The organism is Streptococcus sp. GP0011, from assembly GCF_030546305.1.
GTDB lineage: Bacteria > Bacillota > Bacilli > Lactobacillales > Streptococcaceae > Streptococcus.
Genome location: NZ_JAUONR010000004.1, coordinates 55,430 through 74,007 on the forward strand (window position 1 = coordinate 55,430; position 18,578 = coordinate 74,007).

The 18,578-nt window shown below is 43.6% G+C and carries 6 protein-coding genes; 5 read left to right on the plus strand and 1 reads right to left on the minus strand.

Features of this window, described 5'->3' with window-relative positions; all coding sequences use genetic code 11:
- Nucleotide 1 precedes the first annotated feature (1 nt).
- From rfbA to rfbB, 3 genes are read left to right on the plus strand one after another with little or no spacing between them, the layout of a single operon-like run.
- Entirely contained in the window at nt 2–871 is an 870-nt protein-coding gene (gene rfbA, locus Q4443_RS05690; RefSeq protein WP_049519434.1) for a glucose-1-phosphate thymidylyltransferase RfbA, read from the plus strand.
- Nucleotides 872–1,465 (plus strand): dTDP-4-dehydrorhamnose 3,5-epimerase family protein, encoded by a 594-nt coding sequence (locus Q4443_RS05695; protein WP_049519433.1) that lies wholly within the window; start codon nt 872–874, stop codon nt 1,463–1,465. It begins immediately after the preceding gene.
- A 17-nt stretch (nt 1,466–1,482) separates the two neighbouring features.
- Complete coding sequence (gene rfbB, locus Q4443_RS05700; protein WP_049501012.1) at nt 1,483–2,529, plus strand: dTDP-glucose 4,6-dehydratase; 1,047 nt, start codon at nt 1,483–1,485, stop codon at nt 2,527–2,529.
- Between the two features lie 60 nt (nt 2,530–2,589).
- Here the strand turns inward: rfbB and rfbD are convergent, their stop codons facing one another.
- Entirely contained in the window at nt 2,590–3,444 is an 855-nt protein-coding gene (gene rfbD, locus Q4443_RS05705) for a dTDP-4-dehydrorhamnose reductase (RefSeq protein ID WP_049519431.1), read from the minus strand.
- 378 nt (nt 3,445–3,822) lie between these two features.
- On the opposite strand from rfbD, the gene Q4443_RS05710 reads away from it, so the two are divergent.
- Together Q4443_RS05710 and Q4443_RS05715 are read left to right on the plus strand one after the other, a co-directional pair.
- A complete protein-coding gene (locus Q4443_RS05710) occupies nt 3,823–10,191 on the plus strand; it encodes a SpGH101 family endo-alpha-N-acetylgalactosaminidase (RefSeq protein WP_303408118.1) in 6,369 nt (2,122 codons plus the stop codon).
- A gap of 141 nt (nt 10,192–10,332) precedes the next feature.
- Complete coding sequence (locus Q4443_RS05715; protein WP_049519429.1) at nt 10,333–18,477, plus strand: SIALI-17 repeat-containing surface protein; 8,145 nt, start codon at nt 10,333–10,335, stop codon at nt 18,475–18,477.
- The last annotated feature ends 101 nt before the right edge of the window (nt 18,478–18,578 follow it).

Genomic DNA, 18,578 nt, shown 5'->3' on the forward strand with positions numbered 1-18,578 from the left:
TATGAAAGGTATTATTCTTGCGGGTGGTTCGGGAACGCGCCTGTACCCACTTACTCGAGCTGCGTCAAAACAGCTGATGCCGGTTTATGATAAACCCATGATTTACTATCCTTTGTCAACCTTGATGTTGGCAGGGATTAAGGACATTTTGATCATCTCAACACCACAGGATTTGCCCCGTTTTAAGGACCTGCTCTTGGATGGTTCCGAATTTGGAATCAAGCTTTCTTATGCGGAACAGCCAAGTCCCGATGGGCTTGCTCAAGCTTTTCTTATCGGTGAAGAATTTATCGGCGACGATAGTGTTGCTTTGATCTTGGGGGATAATATCTATCATGGACCTGGTTTGAGCAGAATGCTTCAAAAGGCAGCCAAGAAAGAGAAGGGTGCGACTGTTTTTGGCTACCAAGTGAAGGATCCAGAGCGTTTTGGTGTGGTCGAGTTTGATACAGACATGAATGCTATTTCCATAGAAGAAAAACCGGAGAATCCTCGCTCTAACTATGCAGTGACCGGTCTTTATTTCTATGACAATGATGTTGTGGAGATTGCCAAACAGATCAAACCGAGTGCTCGTGGAGAGTTGGAAATCACAGATGTTAACAATGCTTATTTGAAGCGTGGGGATTTGTCAGTTGAAGTTATGGGACGTGGTTTTGCCTGGTTGGATACTGGGACACATGAGAGTCTGTTAGAAGCATCCCAATATATCGAAACGGTTCAAAGGATGCAAAATGTTCAGGTTGCCAACCTAGAAGAAATTGCCTACCGAATGGGTTATATCAGCCGCGAAGATGTGCTGAAGTTGGCGCAACCTCTCAAGAAGAATGAATACGGGCAATACTTGCTCCGTTTGATTGGAGAAATCTAGATGACAGATAATTTTTTCGGCAAAACACTTGCAGTGCACAAGATTGATGCCATTCCAGGTTTGTTAGAGTTCGACATTCCGGTTCATGGTGACAATCGTGGCTGGTTTAAGGAAAATTTTCAGAAAGAAAAGATGCTACCGCTTGGTTTTCCTGAAAGCTTCTTTGCTGAAGGAAAACTGCAAAACAATGTCAGCTTTTCTCGCAAAAATGTTCTCCGAGGCCTCCATGCTGAACCTTGGGATAAGTACATCTCAGTAGCAGATGGTGGCAAGGTTCTGGGTTCATGGGTTGACCTACGTGAAGGTGAGACTTTTGGAAATGTTTATCAGACCGAGATTGATGCAAGTAAGGGAATCTTTGTCCCTCGTGGCGTAGCCAATGGCTTCCAAGTCCTCTCGGATACAGTTTCTTATAGCTATCTGGTCAATGACTACTGGGCACTTGAACTCAAGCCTAAATATGCTTTTGTCAACTATGCAGACCCAGCTTTGGGCATTGAGTGGGAAAACCTAGCAGAAGCAGAAGTTTCGGAAGCAGATAAACATCATCCACTGCTTAAGGATGTCAAACCACTAAGAAAAGAAGATTTGTAAAAAATTAGGGAATAAAAATGACTGAATACAAAAATATCATCGTGACAGGTGGGGCTGGTTTTATCGGTTCTAACTTTGTTCATTATGTCTATAACAACTTCCCAGATGTCCATGTGACAGTGCTGGACAAGCTGACTTATGCGGGTAATCGTGCCAATATTGAAGCAATTTTAGGTGATCGTGTTGAGTTGGTTGTTGGAGATATTGCAGATGCAACCTTGGTCGATAAGCTAGCTGCTCAAGCAGATGCCATTGTTCACTATGCGGCAGAAAGCCATAATGACAACTCGCTCAATGATCCGAGTCCCTTTATCCACACCAACTTCATTGGGACTTACACTCTTTTGGAAGCAGCTCGTAAATACGACCTTCGTTTCCACCATGTGTCAACTGACGAAGTCTATGGTGACCTACCTCTGCGTGAAGATTTGCCAGGTCATGGAGAAGGTCCAGGTGAGAAATTTACGGCTGAAACCAAGTACAATCCCAGCTCGCCTTACTCATCAACTAAAGCAGCTTCAGACTTGATTGTCAAAGCTTGGGTGCGCTCATTTGGTGTTAAAGCGACTATTTCGAACTGTTCAAACAACTATGGTCCTTACCAACATATCGAGAAGTTTATTCCGCGCCAGATCACCAATATCTTGAGTGGTATCAAGCCAAAACTCTATGGTGAAGGTAAGAATGTCCGTGACTGGATTCACACCAATGACCATTCATCAGGTGTTTGGACGATTTTAACCAAAGGTCAAATCGGGGAAACCTACTTGATTGGTGCGGATGGTGAGAAGAACAATAAGGAAGTCCTGGAACTCATTCTCAAGGAAATGGGGCAACCAGCTGATGCTTATGACCATGTGACGGACCGAGCTGGTCACGACCTTCGCTATGCCATCGATGCTAGCAAGCTTCGTGATGAACTAGGGTGGAAGCCAGAGTTTACCAACTTTGAAGCAGGCCTCAAAGAGACCATCAAATGGTATACAGACAACCAAGACTGGTGGAAATCTGAAAAAGAAGCGGTAGAGGCTAACTATGCTAAAACGCAACAAGTGATTAAATAATCAGATACTAAAAAGCAAGAGACCTCATGGTCTCTTGTTTTTTATGTATGTCGTAATCTTTCATTTTCTCACTTCTTGTTTATAAAATTCTTTAAGGGCATCTTGCCAGATTGGAATGACGAAACCTGTCGCCTTTGCTTTTGTCAAGCTCATAGTTGAGTTGAGAGGTCGTTTGGCCTTGGCAGGAAACTTGCTGGAGTCTACTGGTACTACTTCGACATCACTGTCTTTAAGAATCTCGACAGCAAAGTCATACCAAGTGGTGTCTTCAGCTGCGTCATTTGATAAGTGGTAGTAGCCATACTCTTTTTGATTTTCAGTCAAATAGGTCATGAATTCGGCCAAGGTACGTGTCCAGGTTGGGCGGCCGTGTTGGTCGTTGACTACTGTGAGTGTTTTATGGGTTTTGGCTAGATTTTGCATGGTAAAGACAAAGTTTTTTCCATAATTTCCAAAAACCCAAGCAGTGCGGATGATGTAATGCTGTGACGTAAGGTTTTCAACAAGTTCTTCTCCCATTCGTTTGGTACGTCCGTACTCTGTTTGCGGATCAGGTAGGTCATCGACTTCCCACTCTTGTCCTACTGGTTTCTTTCCATCAAAGACATAGTCTGTCGAGATATAGACCAGAGTAGCTCCGTATTTCTCAGAGGCCTTGGCTACATTTTCAGTTCCAGTTACGTTGATGGCAAAATCCAGTTCTTTTCCCTCATCTTCTGCGGCATCAACAGCAGTGTAGGCTGCACAATGATAGACCAGAGTTGGTTTAACCTCAGCAAATACTTTATCAACCATTTCAGAATTAGTGATATCCATTTCGGCCACATCTACTGCAACATAGTCCACATTTCGTTCATCTAGTAAATAACGTAGTTCGGTACCGAGTTGACCATTTGCACCTGTAATTAATATCATTGTCTTCTCCTTAACTTTTATTCTATCTAATCATAGCAAAAAAATGATAAAAAATCTGATTTTCGCTCCTTGTTTTGCTGGTTTCTATCCGATAAGAATCTGTTTTTGAAATGAAACTGTTTATTAGATTCTTTGAGATAGAATTTTTTTATAGCTGTAAAGCTATTCTTAAAATTCTAAGCGTTAGCACTGTTCAGAAAAGAGAAAATTTTAGTGAATTTTACCTATTTCCTATTGCTTTCTGCCTTTTTATTTGTTATATTAAAAGTACAATTATTTTTTATTTATAACAGTTAAGCAGAGCACTTTCAGAGAAAGGAGTATTTTTTAAAAACGAAATGTAAACGCTTACTGGAAAATGAAAGGATTTAGGAGTTCATGGATAAACGATTTTTTGAAAAACGCTGTAAGTTCAGTATTCGTAAGTTTACGCTTGGAGTAGCTTCGGTGATGATTGGAGCGACTTTCTTCGCAGCTAGCCCAGTATTAGCTGATCAAGCAAGAGTTGGTTCAACAGATAATTTGCCGAGTGAACTAGCTGATTTGGATAAGAAGGCTAGTGATGAGGGGCACGATTTTGACAAGGAAGCTGCCGCTCAGAATCCTGGTTCAGCTGAAACTACTGAAGGCCCACAAACAGAAGAAGAGTTGTTGGCTCAAGAAAAAGAAAAGTCTGAAAAGCCAAGCAATCTGCCAAAAGAATTAGAAGATAAGTTGGAGAAAGCTGAAGACAATGGGCGCGAAGTTGACAAGGATCAATTGGTCCAAGATACTGGCAAGCTCGTCCCAGAAGATGTGGCTAAAACGACCAATGGGGAATTAAACTACGGCGCGACTGTTAAGATTAAGACGCCATCAGGAGAAGGTAGCGGTATTGTCGTTGCTAAAGACCTTGTCTTGACGGTTTCTCATAACTTTATCAAGGATAGCCAAGACGGCAATATCCGTAAGGTTGTGGATAATGACCAAGGGGATGGAGATATCTATAGTATCTCTTATCCAGGATTGCCAGATGTCAAGTTTAGCAAGAAAGATATTATTCATTGGGATCGTGAAGGCTATCTGAAAGGCTTCAAAAATGATTTGGCCCTTGTGAGATTGCGTACAGTTCTAGAAAATACGCCTGTTGAAGTAACTAAAAAGCCAGTTGTTAAGAAAATTGGAGATAAGCTCCATGTCTTTGGTTATCCAGAAGGGAAATTGAATCCGATTGTCAATACTACAGTTGATTTTGCGGAATCATACGGAGAAGGTGTCCAAGGGATTGGTTACCAAGGAGGAAAACCGGGCGCTAGTGGCGGCGGTATCTTTGATATAGAAGGCAAACTAGTCGGTGTTCACCAAAATGGTGTAGTTGGAAAACGGAGCGGAGGCATTCTCTTCTCACCAGCTCAACTAAAATGGATCCAAGACCACATGCAGGGGATTTCAAGTGTGAAACCAGCAGACTTGGAAGAGAAAGAAAAACCGGCTGAAGAAAAACCAAAAGAGGATAAACCTGCAGCTGCTAAACCTGAAACACCTAAGACAGTAACTCCTGAATGGCAAACGGTAGCAAAAAAAGAACAGCAGGGAACAGTTACTGTTCGTGAAGAAAAGGGTGTCCGCTACAATCAATTGTCTTCAACTGCACAGAACGACAATGGCGATAAACCAGCCTTGTTTGAAAAACAAGGATTGACAGTTGATGCTAATGGAAATGCGACGGTTGATTTAACCTTCAAAGATGATTCTGAAAAGGGCAAATCACGCTTTGGTGTCTTCTTGAAATTTAAAGATACCAAGAACAATGTTTTTGTTGGTTATGATAAAGATGGCTGGTTCTGGGAGTATAAATCTCCAACCGATAGCACCTGGTATAAGGGGAGCCGTGTAGCAGCGCCTGAGACAGGATCAATTAACCGCCTATCAATTACCCTCAAGTCAGATGGACAACTCAATGCAACGAATAATGATGAGAAACTTTTTGATACGGTCACTTTGCCAGCAGCTGTTAATGAAACTCTCAAAAATGAGAAGAAAATCGTCCTAAAAGCTGGTTCCTATGGCAATGAACGTACAGTTGTCAGCGTTAAAACAGACAATCAAGAAGGCGTGAAAGCAGATGATACTCCTGCCCAGAAAGAAACAGGTCCAGTTGTTGACGATAGCAAGGTGACTTATGATACGATCCAGTCCAAGGTACTCAAGGCAGTGATTGACCAAGCCTTCCCTCGTGTCAAAGAATACACGCTGAATGGTCATACTTTGCCAGGACAAGTCCAACAATTCAATAAGGTATTTATCAACAAACACGAAGTCACCCCTGAAGTTACTTACAAAAAAATCAATGAGACAACAGCAGAGTACTTGATGAAGCTTCGCGATGATGCTCACTTAATCAATGCGGAAATGACAGTACGTCTGCAAGTTGTGGATAATCAGTTGCACTTTGATGTGACCAAGATTGTCAACCACAATCAAGTCACTCCGGGTCAAAAGATTGATGATGAAAGAAAACTGCTTTCTTCCATTAGCTTCCTTGGCAATGCTTTAGTGTCTGTTTCGAGTGATCAAGCTGGTGCTAAGTTTGATGGGGCAACCATGTCAAACAATACCCATGTTAGCGGAGATGATCATATCGATGTAACCAATCCAATGAAGGATCTGGCTAAGGGTTACATGTATGGATTTGTTTCTACGGATAAGCTTGCTGCAGGTGTTTGGAGCAACTCTCAAAACAGCTACGGTGGTGGTTCGTATGATTGGACTCGTTTGACAGCCTATAAAGAAACAGTCGGAAATGCCAACTATGTCGGAATTCATAGCTCTGAATGGCAATGGGAAAAAGCTTATAAGGGCATTGTCTTCCCAGAATACACGAAGGAACTTCCAAGTGCCAAGGTTGTTATCACCGAAGATGCCAATGCAGACAACAAAGTCGACTGGCAAGATGGTGCCATTGCTTATCGTAGCATCATGAACAACCCTCAAGGTTGGGAAAAAGTCAAGGATATCACGGCTTACCGTATCGCGATGAACTTTGGTTCTCAAGCACAAAACCCATTCCTTATGACCTTGGATGGTATCAAGAAGATCAATCTCCATACAGATGGTCTTGGGCAAGGTGTTCTCCTTAAAGGATATGGTAGTGAAGGTCACGACTCTGGTCACTTGAACTATGCTGATATTGGTAAACGTATTGGTGGTGTCGAAGACTTCAAGACCTTGATCGAAAAAGCGAAGAAATATGGAGCTCATCTAGGTATCCACGTGAACGCTTCTGAGACTTATCCTGAGTCTAAATACTTTAATGAAAATATTCTTCGTAAGAATCCAGATGGAAGCTACAGCTATGGTTGGAACTGGTTAGACCAAGGTATCAACATCGATGCTGCTTATGACTTGGCGCATGGACGTTTGGCTCGCTGGGAAGACTTGAAGAAAAAACTTGGTGAAGGTCTCGACTTTATCTATGTGGACGTATGGGGCAATGGTCAATCAGGTGATAACGGTGCCTGGGCTACCCACGTTCTTGCTAAAGAAATTAACAAACAAGGCTGGCGCTTTGCGATTGAGTGGGGCCATGGTGGTGAATACGACTCTACCTTCCAACACTGGGCAGCTGACTTGACCTATGGTGGCTACACTAATAAAGGTATCAACAGTGCCATCACACGCTTTATCCGCAACCACCAAAAAGATTCTTGGGTTGGGGATTACAGAAGTTACGGTGGTGCAGCCAACTACCCACTTCTAGGCGGCTACAGCATGAAAGACTTTGAAGGCTGGCAAGGACGAAGCGACTACAATGGCTATGTGACTAACCTCTTTGCCCATGACGTCATGACCAAGTACTTCCAACACTTCACTGTAAGTAAATGGGAAAATGGTACACCAGTTACCATGACCGATAATGGTAGCACCTATAAATGGACTCCAGAAATGAAGGTTGAGCTAGTCGATGCAGCAGGTAACAAGGTTGTTGTGACTCGTAAGTCAAATGATGTCAATAGCCCGCAATACCGCGAACGTACAGTAACGCTCAACGGACGTGTTATCCAAGATGGTTCAGCTTACTTGACTCCTTGGAACTGGGATGCAAATGGTAAGAAACTTCCTACTGATAAGGAAAAGATGTACTACTTCAATACGCAAGCCGGTGCAACAACTTGGGCCCTTCCAAGCGATTGGGCAAATAGCAAGGTTTACCTTTACAAGCTAACTGACCAAGGTAAGACAGAAGAGAAAGAATTAACTGTAAAAGATGGCAAGATTACCCTAGACCTTCTAGCAAATCAACCATACGTTCTCTACCGTTCAAAACAAACCAATCCTGAAATGTCATGGAGCGAAGGCATGCACATCTATGACCAAGGATTTAACAGTGGAACCTTGAAGCACTGGACCATTTCAGGTGATGCTTCCAAGGCAGAAATTGTCAAATCACAGGGTGCAAATGAAATGCTTCGTATCCAAGGCAATAAGAGCAAGGTCAGCCTTACTCAGAAACTGACTGGCTTGAAACCAAATACCAAGTATGCGGTTTATGTCGGTGTTGATAACCGTAGTAATGCTAAGGCAAGTATCACAGTGAATACTGGCGAGAAAGAAGTGACTACTTATACCAATAAGTCACTCGCTCTCAACTATATCAAAGCATATGCTCATAACAATCGTCGGGAAAATGCTACAGTTGATGATACAAGTTACTTCCAAAACATGTATGCCTTCTTTACAACAGGTTCAGATGTATCAAATGTCACTCTGACATTGAGTCGTGAAGCTGGTGATGAAGCAACTTACTTTGATGAAATTCGTACCTTTGAAAACAATTCAAGCATGTACGGAGACAAGCATGATACAGGTCAAGGCACCTTCAAACAAGACTTTGAAAATGTTGCTCAGGGTATCTTCCCATTCGTAGTGGGCGGTGTCGAAGGTGTTGAAGATAACCGCACTCACTTGTCTGAAAAGCATGATCCATATACACAACGTGGTTGGAACGGTAAGAAAGTTGATGATGTTATCGAAGGAAATTGGTCATTGAAGACAAATGGGCTAGTGAGCCGTCGTAACTTGGTTTACCAAACTATTCCGCAAAACTTCCGCTTTGAGGCAGGTAAGACTTACCGTGTAACCTTTGAATATGAAGCAGGTTCAGACGATACCTATGCCTTTGTAGTCGGAAAGGGAGAATTCCAGTCAGGTCGTCGTGGTAGTCAAGCAAGCAACTTGGAAATGCATGAATTACCAAATACTTGGACGGATTCTAAGAAAGCCAAGAAAGTAACCTTCCTCGTGACAGGTGCAGAAACAGGCGATACTTGGGTAGGTATCTACTCAACTGGAAACGCAAGCAATACTCATGGAGATGCTGGTGGAAATGCCAACTTCCGTGGTTACAACGATTTCATGATGGACAATCTTCACATCGAGGAAATTACCCTAACAGGTAAGATGTTGACAGAAAATGCTCTGAAGAACTACTTGCCAACGGTTGCCATGACCAACTATACGAAAGAGTCTATGGATGCTTTGAAAGAGGCGGTCTTTAACCTCAGTCAGGCAGATGATGACATTAGCGTGGAAGAAGCGCGTGCAGAGATTGCCAAGATTGAAGCTTTGAAGAATGCTTTGGTTCAGAAGAAGACAGCTTTGGTAGCAGAAGACTTTGAAAGTTTGGATGCGCCAGCTCAACCAGGTGAAGGTCTTGAGAATGCCTTTGATGGCAATGTGTCTAGTCTATGGCATACATCTTGGAATGGTGGAGATGTAGGCAAGCCTGCAACTATGGTATTGAAAGAACCTACTGAAATCACAGGACTTCGTTATGTTCCACGTGCCTCTGATTCAAATGGAAACTTGCGAGATGTGAAACTGGTTGTCACAGATGAGTCTGGTAAAGAACATACCTTCACAGTGACAGATTGGCCAAATAACAACAAACCAAAAGACATTGACTTTGGCAAGACAATCAAGGCTAAGAAAATTGTCCTTACTGGTACCAAGACTTACGGAGATGGTGGCGATAAATACCAATCTGCAGCGGAACTCATCTTTACCCGTCCACAGGTAGCAGAAACACCACTTGACATGTCTGGCTATGAAGCAGCTTTGGCTAAGGCGCAGAAATTAACAGACAAAGACAATCAAGAGGAAGTAGCTAGCGTTCAGGCAAGCATGAAATATGCGACGGATAACCATCTCTTGACGGAAAGAATGGTGGCCTACTTCGCAGACTATCTCAACCAATTAAAAGATTCTGCTACGAAACCAGATGCTCCAACAAGTAGCAAGGGTGAAGAACAACCACCAGTTCTTGATGTACCTGAGTTCAAAGGCGGCGTCAATGCAACAGAAGCAGCTGTACATGACCTACCTGAGTTTAAGGGCGGTGTCAATGCAGCAGAAGCAGTTGTACATGAGGTTCCTGAGTTCAAGGGCGGCGCTAATGCGGTCCTAGCGGCTGCAAATGAAGTCCCTGAGTTTAAGGGTGGCGTCAATGCGGTCCAAGCCTTGGTAAACGAGAAACCAGCCTACACAGGTGTATTGGCTACAGCTGGAGATCAAGCAGCTCCAACTGTTGAAAAACCTGAGTACCCGCTCACTCCAAGTCCAGTAGCTGATACCAAAACTCCGGGAGCTAAAGATGAAGAGAAACTTCCTGCTACAGGAGAACATGGTTCAGAAGCAGCCCTCTTCTTAGCAAGTGTGAGCATCGCTTTATCTGCTGCGATTCTTGCGACAAAACGTAAAGAAGAGTAATGAGATTTGATTTTAGCAGTTCAAAGCAACTCGAATCAAAAAGGAACAAACAGCCGGAGAGGACCTCTAGGTTCTCTCCTTTTTTCAAAGGAGAAATGATACCGCTTACTCATGTATGCGGAAGAAAGGAATAGGAGAAAGATGGATAGACATTTTTTTGAGAAACGCTGTCACTATAGTATAAGAAAATTTGCAATCGGTGCAGCCTCCGTGATGATTGGTGCTAGTATCTTTGGCGCCAATATGGTTCAGGCAGCAGAAACAGCAGCTCCTTCAGAAACAGAGGGAAGCATCACCCATGTTGAAGCACTGGATAAGTTACCCGATGATTTAGCCGATGCGCTTAAAAAGGCGGATGTAGAAGCTGCAACAGAAGCAAGTCATGAAGAAACTCCAGCGACTGACGAAGGAAGCAATCCTACATCAAGTGAAGAGGCAAAACCAGAGACAAGTCCTACAAGTCCCAAGCCAGCAGAAACGCCGAAACCGGTTGAAACACCAAAGGCAGACAATAAACCAGCTGAAACTGCTACGCCAGCAGCAAAACCAGCTGAAAAGCAAATTGAAGATAGAGAAGATGTCAACCATCTCGAAGGTGCTACTGCTCAGGCGAGCAACCATGAGACTGGTACCAACTTTACTGCGGATAAAGCTATCGATGGAGATGACAATACTCGTTGGGCTACAGACAAAGATGTACCAAAACCAACTTTTGAACTAACTCTGCCAAAGACTACCTTGATCAAACATGTAGAAATTGACTGGGATCGTCGTCTTCGTAATGGGCAAAATGACCCTAATATCAAATCTTGGAGTCTCTACTATGCAGGTCAAGAAGACGTGGGCGCTAATGGAGAAAAACAATGGAAACCCGCTCATACCAAGACTGGAGAACCTGTTTTAGATGAGAAAGTTGACCTAGCTGAAAGTATTCAAGCTAAATATCTTAAGTTAGAAATTAACGACTATCAAGCGGGCACAATGGGTTGGAGAAACGTTGGTATCCAAGAAATTCGAGCTTATTCTAACGTTCCGGACCACAGTAAGGTAACGGATATCCGCCAAGTAACCGAACTAACAGTAGCAGAAGACGGACAGTCTCTTGTCTTGCCAACTTTACCAGGGAAAGTTAGCCTTATCGGAAGCAACAAGCAAGGTGTGATTGACCTTCAAAATCGTATCCATAAACCTCTGACAGATCAACGCGTTAAGGTCATGGTCCAACAAATCAGAGACAGTCATACCTTTACAAAAGAGTTTGAAGTAGTCATCAAGGGGCTACATCAGGACGAAGGTGTGGGTGTGAAACCAAAAGTAGCACCAGCTGTTCAACAATGGTATGGGAAAGAAGGCCAATCTTCTATCACTTCAGATACAGTCCTTGCGACAGGAGATTCTGGCTTTGATCAGGCAGCAACCTTTTATCAGTCAGACCTTGCTAGCCGTGGATTGGAACTAGCAACAGGTAACAAGCAAGCTCAAAAACGAATCGAATTTAAAAAGGTTGAAAACAAAGGTTATGGTAAAGAAGGGTATGGCATTACTATCCAAAATGATGTGATTACCATAGAAGCTGCTACAAACACAGGTGCCTTCTACGCCACTCGTACTCTTCTTCAAATGGGAGAAACAGACCTACAAAATGGCGAAATTCGTGATTTCCCAAGTTTCAGCCACCGTGGCTTTATGTTGGATACAGGTCGTAAATTTATCCCATATGACACTCTTGTAGACATCATGCTTAACATGGCTTACTACAAGATGAACGACTTGCAGTTGCACCTTAATGATAACTACATCTTCCTTAAGGAACACTTGGCAGGTAAGAATTTAAGTCCAGAAGAACAACTCAAGTATGTACTTGAACACGCTAAGACTGGTTTCCGTGTGGAGACAGACATTGTCGGTAAAAATGGGCAAAAACTAACATCAGATGAGCATTATACCAAGGAAGAAATGCAAAATCTGATTAAATTGGCCAAGGCCTTGCATATCAACCTAGTACCAGAAATTGACACACCAGGTCACGCCTTGTCCTTTGTCAAAGTTCGCCCAGACCTCATGTATCAAGGTAGTCTGAGTGATTATGCAGGCAAGCACAATGTTGAGCGCGTAGCTATGCTCGATCTAGACAATAAATACGAAGAAACTCTTAAATTTGTCAAATCCGTCTATGACAAACTTCTAGATGGACCAGATGCACCACTTCATGGGGTATCCACTGTTCATATCGGAACGGATGAATACTATGGCAGCAGAGAAAGTTACCGTCGCTATGTCAATGATTTGACCCAATATATCAAGTCTAAAGGTTATACCCCTCGTATCTGGGGCTCGCTCAGTGCGAAACGAGGTAAAACAGCGGTTGATTGGAACGGAGTAGAGGTTGATATCTGGAGTATCGGATGGCAACGACCAAATGAAGCCATTGCTCAGGGAGCTAAGATTATCAATATCACGGATGTACCGACCTATAGTGTGCCAAGTGGAAGCAATAGTCAAGCAGCCTACGGGGACTATGCTAACTACGAACGTCAGTACAATAGCTGGACACCAAATGATTTTAGAACAGGTGGCGGTCCACTTCTACCAGCTTCTCATCCAAGTATCCTTGGTGGTGGTCACGCAGTTTGGAATGACAATATCGACCTTCATGAGACCGGTTTGACCTCTTATGACATCTTCAAACGCTTCTTCAAGAGCATGCAAACTACTGCGGAGCGCACTTGGGGATCTGACCGTGCAGCTGCGACCTTTGCAGAACGCACCCTACCAACGAGCCCTTATGCGCCACAGTCAAATCCTGATAAAGAGATTGATCAAAGCGACTTGTTTACCATCAATTCTGAAACAGTCAAGAACTATGCAAGTAAGAAAGTGAAGGCAAGCGAACAGGGATTGGCTTTTGAGAAAGACAGCAGTATCGAAGGCTTGGCTGGTGATGTTGGTCCAAGTCGCGTCTTGAAGTTTGATGTAACTGTCACTGGAGACGGGGAACAAACCTTCTCAACAAGTGGGGACAACCGTATCTATCTAGCTGATAAAGACGGCTACCTTGCTTACCAGTTTGAACAGTTCCATATCCAATTCAATAAAAAACTTGAAAAGAACAAACGTTATCAAATCTCCATCGTGACTAAACCACAGTCAACCGAAGTCTATGTGGATGGTGAAAAGATTGAGCGTATCGCAAATCCAGCCCACCCTCGCTTTGCCCACAATAGCTTGGTACTACCGCTTGAAAGCATCGGTGGATTCAAAGGAATCTTGCATAGCGCAGAGTTGTCGGATAAAGCATTTGTAAATCCTCGCTTGATTTCAAATGATAAGATTACTGCAACCGCAAGCAGTCAGCAACTTCCAGGAAACGCGACTGAAGGCGCTGTTGAAAAGGCCTTTGACAATGATCCAAATACCTTCTGGCATACTAAGTGGACCGGTGACACTGCGCCATACACCCTTACTATGACCTTGAAAGAAGCAGAAAAAATCAATGGCTTGACCTATCTCCCACGTCCAGGTGGTGGAAATGGTGTTGTGACGCGCTACGAAATCTACGCACAAAAAGATGGCCAAATGGTCAAGGTTTCAGAAGGAAGCTGGGACAACAACGCCCAAGAAAAAACAGTCAACTTTGCGGCGGTGCATACCAACAAGATTGAATTGAAAGTATTGGAAGGCGTTGGTGGTTTTGCAAGTGCAGCTGAAGTTCATCTATTGAAACCTGTCAAAGAAGAGCAAGAAACGCCTGCACCAAGTCAACCAGAAAAACCAACTACACCAGAAAAACCAAAAGTAGACCAAACCGGTGATGGAACAGTTGAATTGGCAGATCAATTCACTGCAAGTAAACCAGCTAGCGAAGACAGCATTGCAGCTGCTAGCAAGAGCGCAGACTATCTCAAGAAAGAGTACAAGGTCTTCCCAACTCCACAAAAAGTGACTTATGGAGAAGGTGTCACAGCTCTTCGCAAGCAAGTCAATCTGGTCATGGGCGATCAGCTCGATATCTATACTCGCAATCGCTTGAAGAGTGTTTTGCAGGACAATCAAGTATCTTATACAACTGGTAAGGCAGCAATCGCTGGCGCAACCAATATCTATCTTGGAGTGCATGGACAAGGTTCACAAGCAGAGCAAAACTTGTCCAAGGTTTCAGCAGGTCTCTTTGACAAGATTGACGCCTATGTCTTGAGCATCAAGGATAATTCGATTTCCATCGTCGGAAAAGACACTGATGCAGTTTTCTATGGTTTGACAACCTTGAAACACATGCTCAAGGAAAGCCAAGTGCCAGTCCTTCGCAATGTGACAGTAGAAGATTACGCAGAGCTCAAGAACCGTGGTTTCATCGAAGGTTACTATGGAAATCCATGGTCGAATGCCGATCGTGCAGAGCTCATGCGTTATGGTGGCGATTTGAAATTGAACCAATACTTCTTTGCACCAAAAGATGATCCATATCACAACAAGAAATGGCGTGAACTCTATCCAGAAGAAAAACTAGCTGAAATCCGTGAACTTGCTCGTGTCGGAAATCAAAGTAAAACCCGCTATGTCTGGACTATCCATCCATTCATGAACAACCGCATCCGCTTTGGAAATGAAGCGCATTACCAAGAAGATTTGGCAACCATCAAGGCTAAATTTACCCAGTTGATGAAAGTGGGTGTCCGTGAATTTGGTATCCTTGCAGATGATGCTCCAAGCCCAGTCGGAGGCTACAATAGCTACAACCGCTTGATGCAAGATATGACCAAGTGGTTGACTGAAATGCAGGAAACTTACAGCGGTCTTCGCAAAGAAATGATCTTTGTTCCTGGCCAGTATTGGGGTAATGGACGTGAGGACGAGTTGAAATCCCTCAATGAAAATCTCCCAAGTTCAACATCCATGACCTTGACGGGTGGTAAGATTTGGGGTGAAGTCTCTGAAAGCTTCCTTTCAACTCTCAAGAACAATCTATCCGCAGGTGGCAAGACCTATCGCCCAGTTTCACTTTGGATTAACTGGCCTGTAACAGATAACTCGAAACAACACTTGATTCTAGGTGGTGGTGAGAAATTCCTTCATCCAAATGTGGATCCAAGCTTGCTATCTGGTATCATGTTGAACCCAATGCAACAGTCTGAACCATCTAAAATAGCCCTCTTTGCAGGAGCTCAATACTCATGGAAACAGTGGAAATCGGAAGAAGAAGCTAAGAAAATCAATGATATTGCCTTCAACTTTGTAGAAAATAGTCATTTTGAAGATAGCAAGGTATCGGCAGCCTTCCGTGAACTTGGTAAGCACATGATCAACCAAAACATGGATAATCGTGTCGTCAAACTAGAAGAATCTGTAGACTTGGCTCCAAAATTAACAGACTTCATGACCAAGCTCAAAGCAGGTCAGGATGTGACTGCTGAACGTGCAGCCTTGCGTGCAGAATTTGCCAAGATTAAAGAAGCAGCCGAACTCTATAAAGCATCAGGCGATAAAAAAATGGTTGCCCAAATCCACTATTGGTTAGATAATGCAATCGACCAAATGAATGCTCTCGATGCCTTCCTTACAGGAACTGAAGCCATAGCTACAAACGATGCAGCCAAACTTTGGGATAGCTACTATAAAGGTTTGAAATTGTACGAACAGTCTCAAACTCACACCTTCCATTATGTAGACCATATGGAAAAAGCTGAATTGGGTGTTCAACATATTCGTCCATTTATCCTATCCTTGAAAGAAGTTCTAGCGTCTGAAGTTCAAAAAGTCTTGCACCCAGATCAAATCATCAGCACCTTTATCACCAATCGAACAGGTGTAGAGGGTGGTTTGGCAGAAGTGACGGATGGCGACTTGGCAACTCATGCGATTATTAAATCACCAAATAGCATCAAGACAGGTGATTATATTGGTATGAAGTTCAACAAGCCAGTAGCGATTCAAACCTTGACCTTTGCTATGGGAACGCAGGCAAATCCGCGTGATACTTTTAGTAAGGCAGAAGTGCAGTATCTAGATGAAAATGACAACTGGGTAACCTTGAAAGAGCCAAGCTATGTCGGAAATGAATCCCTGCTTAAGTTTGAGAATCTCAACATCAAGGCCAAGGCAGTTCGCATGATTGCGACAGCAGACCGCGAGAACACTTGGTTTGCAGTTCAGGAAATTGCAGTCAACCGTCCAGTTGAAAAAGCTCGTAGCCAACAAGCAACGACAGTTAGTCTAAGCTCAAATCTAGTTTACAAACTAAATACCTCAGCCCGTCAAATCACTGATGGCAAGGACAATACAGAAGCCATGATGGCAAATGCTGACGGTAGCAATACGACACCAGTAGATGCCTGGGCACAACTTGACCTCGGTGAAGTCAAGTCAGTCACTAAAGTACGACTTCGCCAAGGAACGGGTGATAAGCTTGCCGCAGGTGTACTTGAGTACTCTACAGATGGAACTGCATGGCAAGAGTTGGATCGCCTATCAGGTGAGCAAACCAAGGAAGTGACTAGAGCAATCAATGCTCGCTACATCCGAGTACGCAATACCAAGGCCCTCGACCTCTGGTGGCGTATCCAAGACTTCTCTGTTGAGACACGCTCTGGAAACAGTGAGTTAACGGACACCAACGTTGATGCCTTGAAGGAAACGCCGGTAGTGGATAGCTTGGGACATTATGAACTTCAAATTCCAGCTGGAACCAAACTCCCTGCTCATAGCTATCTAGGTATGAAGCTTGACCGTATCCATCAAATCAAGAGCATCCAGCTCAAAGGTCAGGCCAACCCAGCTCTTAGTCTTGAGTACTCTGCAAATGCGCAAGAATGGATGCCAGCTAGCCAGTTGACTGATAGATCTGCAGCAAGCCACTTAGTACGTTATGTGCGTCTGGTCAATAAAACAGATCAGGAACAAGCTGTGACAGCCACTTCTCTCCTTGTGACGACTAAAGAAGTGCAACCAACCAAACTAGAATCTACAACAATGGGCATTCATCCAACATACGGAAGCAATGATGTTCGTAAGCTGAACAACCTAGATCAACTATTTGACGGTGTTTATAACAACTTCGTTGAGTTTTCAGACTACGCCCATAAAGATGGTCACGTAACCTTGAAACTTGGTAGCGAACGTACCATCAAGAAGATCAGAGCCTACATCCAAGACGGAACTCAAAACTACCTTCGTGATGGGAAGATCCAAGTCAGCCAAGACGGTAAAACTTGGACAGATGTCGTGACAGTAGGAGATGGTGTGGCCAATAGCCAACACGATGATTCATTGACAGATGGTTGGACACATGATTCTAAGATGCCAGGAAATCGCTATATCGAGGGTGAATTGACGACACCAGTTAAGGCTAACTATCTCCGTGTCCTCTATACAGCAGACTATGACGCCCGTTTTGTAGGCTTTACAGAATTGGTCATCAACGATGGTGAATTTGTCAAACCAATCAATGATCCAACAGTAGAAGGAAGTAGTGGAGAAAGCCAGGGCAACCTTTATAATAATCTTGTAGACGGCAAAGTCTTGACCAGCTACAAGTCTGAAAAAGATAAGGGCGAGTTGGTTTATCACTTGTCTGAATCAACCAAAGCTAACCACCTTCGTCTCGTTTCCAGTCTTCCTGAAGGAGCGAAAGCACGTATTCTTGCTAGAACACTCAAGGATGGTCAAGACAGCTGGACAGACCTCGGTGCCATTACATCTAGTCTCCAAACTTTTGCTATCCGAAATGGCGGCTCTCTTCTAGACGTCAAATTAGTCTGGGAGGGCGGCAAGGCTGAGTTTTATGAATTGGCAAGCTTCCATCAAGAATTAACAGAAGAATCGGTTCAATCAAGTAAGGGTGAAGAGCCAGCACCCGTTCTTGAGGTTCCTGAATTCACAGGTGGTGTCAATGCAGTTGAAGCCTTGGTACATGAGCTTCCAGAGTACACAGGCCCAGTAGCGACAGTAGGTGACCAAGCTGCTCCAACAGTAGAGAAACCTGAGTTCAAGGGTGGTGTCAATGCAGTGATGGCTCTAGTGCATGAATTGCCAGAATACACAGGCCCGCTAGCAACAGTAGGTGATCAAGCTGCTCCAACAGTAGAGAAACCTGAGTTTAAACTTAGCTCACTTGCTTCAGATGAAGATAAGGCACCGGCACCGGAACTAAAACAAGAAGTGACGAAGCGAGAAACAGCTGAACAAAGCTTGCCAGCAACAGGTGAGAGTCAATCTGACACAGCCCTCTTCCTAGCAGGAGTTAGCCTAGCCCTATCTGCTCTCTTTGTAGCAAAAACAAAGAAAGACTAGTATTTAGTAAAACCTCTTAACAAGATTACGAAATCCGTTTCCTATCTTTCCCAATGAGGTTTAAAGTACAGAAAAAGCCTGAGAAGACATCTTCTCAGGCT

Excerpts from the sequence above, each read along its gene's own strand:
- rfbA (WP_049519434.1), top strand. The coding sequence starts at position 2 with ATGAAAGGTATTATTCTTGCGGGTGGTTCGGGAACGCGCCTGTACCCA.
- Q4443_RS05695 (WP_049519433.1), top strand. The coding sequence starts at position 872 with ATGACAGATAATTTTTTCGGCAAAACACTTGCAGTGCACAAGATTGAT.
- rfbB (WP_049501012.1), top strand. The coding sequence starts at position 1,483 with ATGACTGAATACAAAAATATCATCGTGACAGGTGGGGCTGGTTTTATC.
- rfbD (WP_049519431.1), bottom strand. The coding sequence starts at position 3,444 with ATGATATTAATTACAGGTGCAAATGGTCAACTCGGTACCGAACTACGT.
- Q4443_RS05710 (WP_303408118.1), top strand. The coding sequence starts at position 3,823 with ATGGATAAACGATTTTTTGAAAAACGCTGTAAGTTCAGTATTCGTAAG.
- Q4443_RS05715 (WP_049519429.1), top strand. The coding sequence starts at position 10,333 with ATGGATAGACATTTTTTTGAGAAACGCTGTCACTATAGTATAAGAAAA.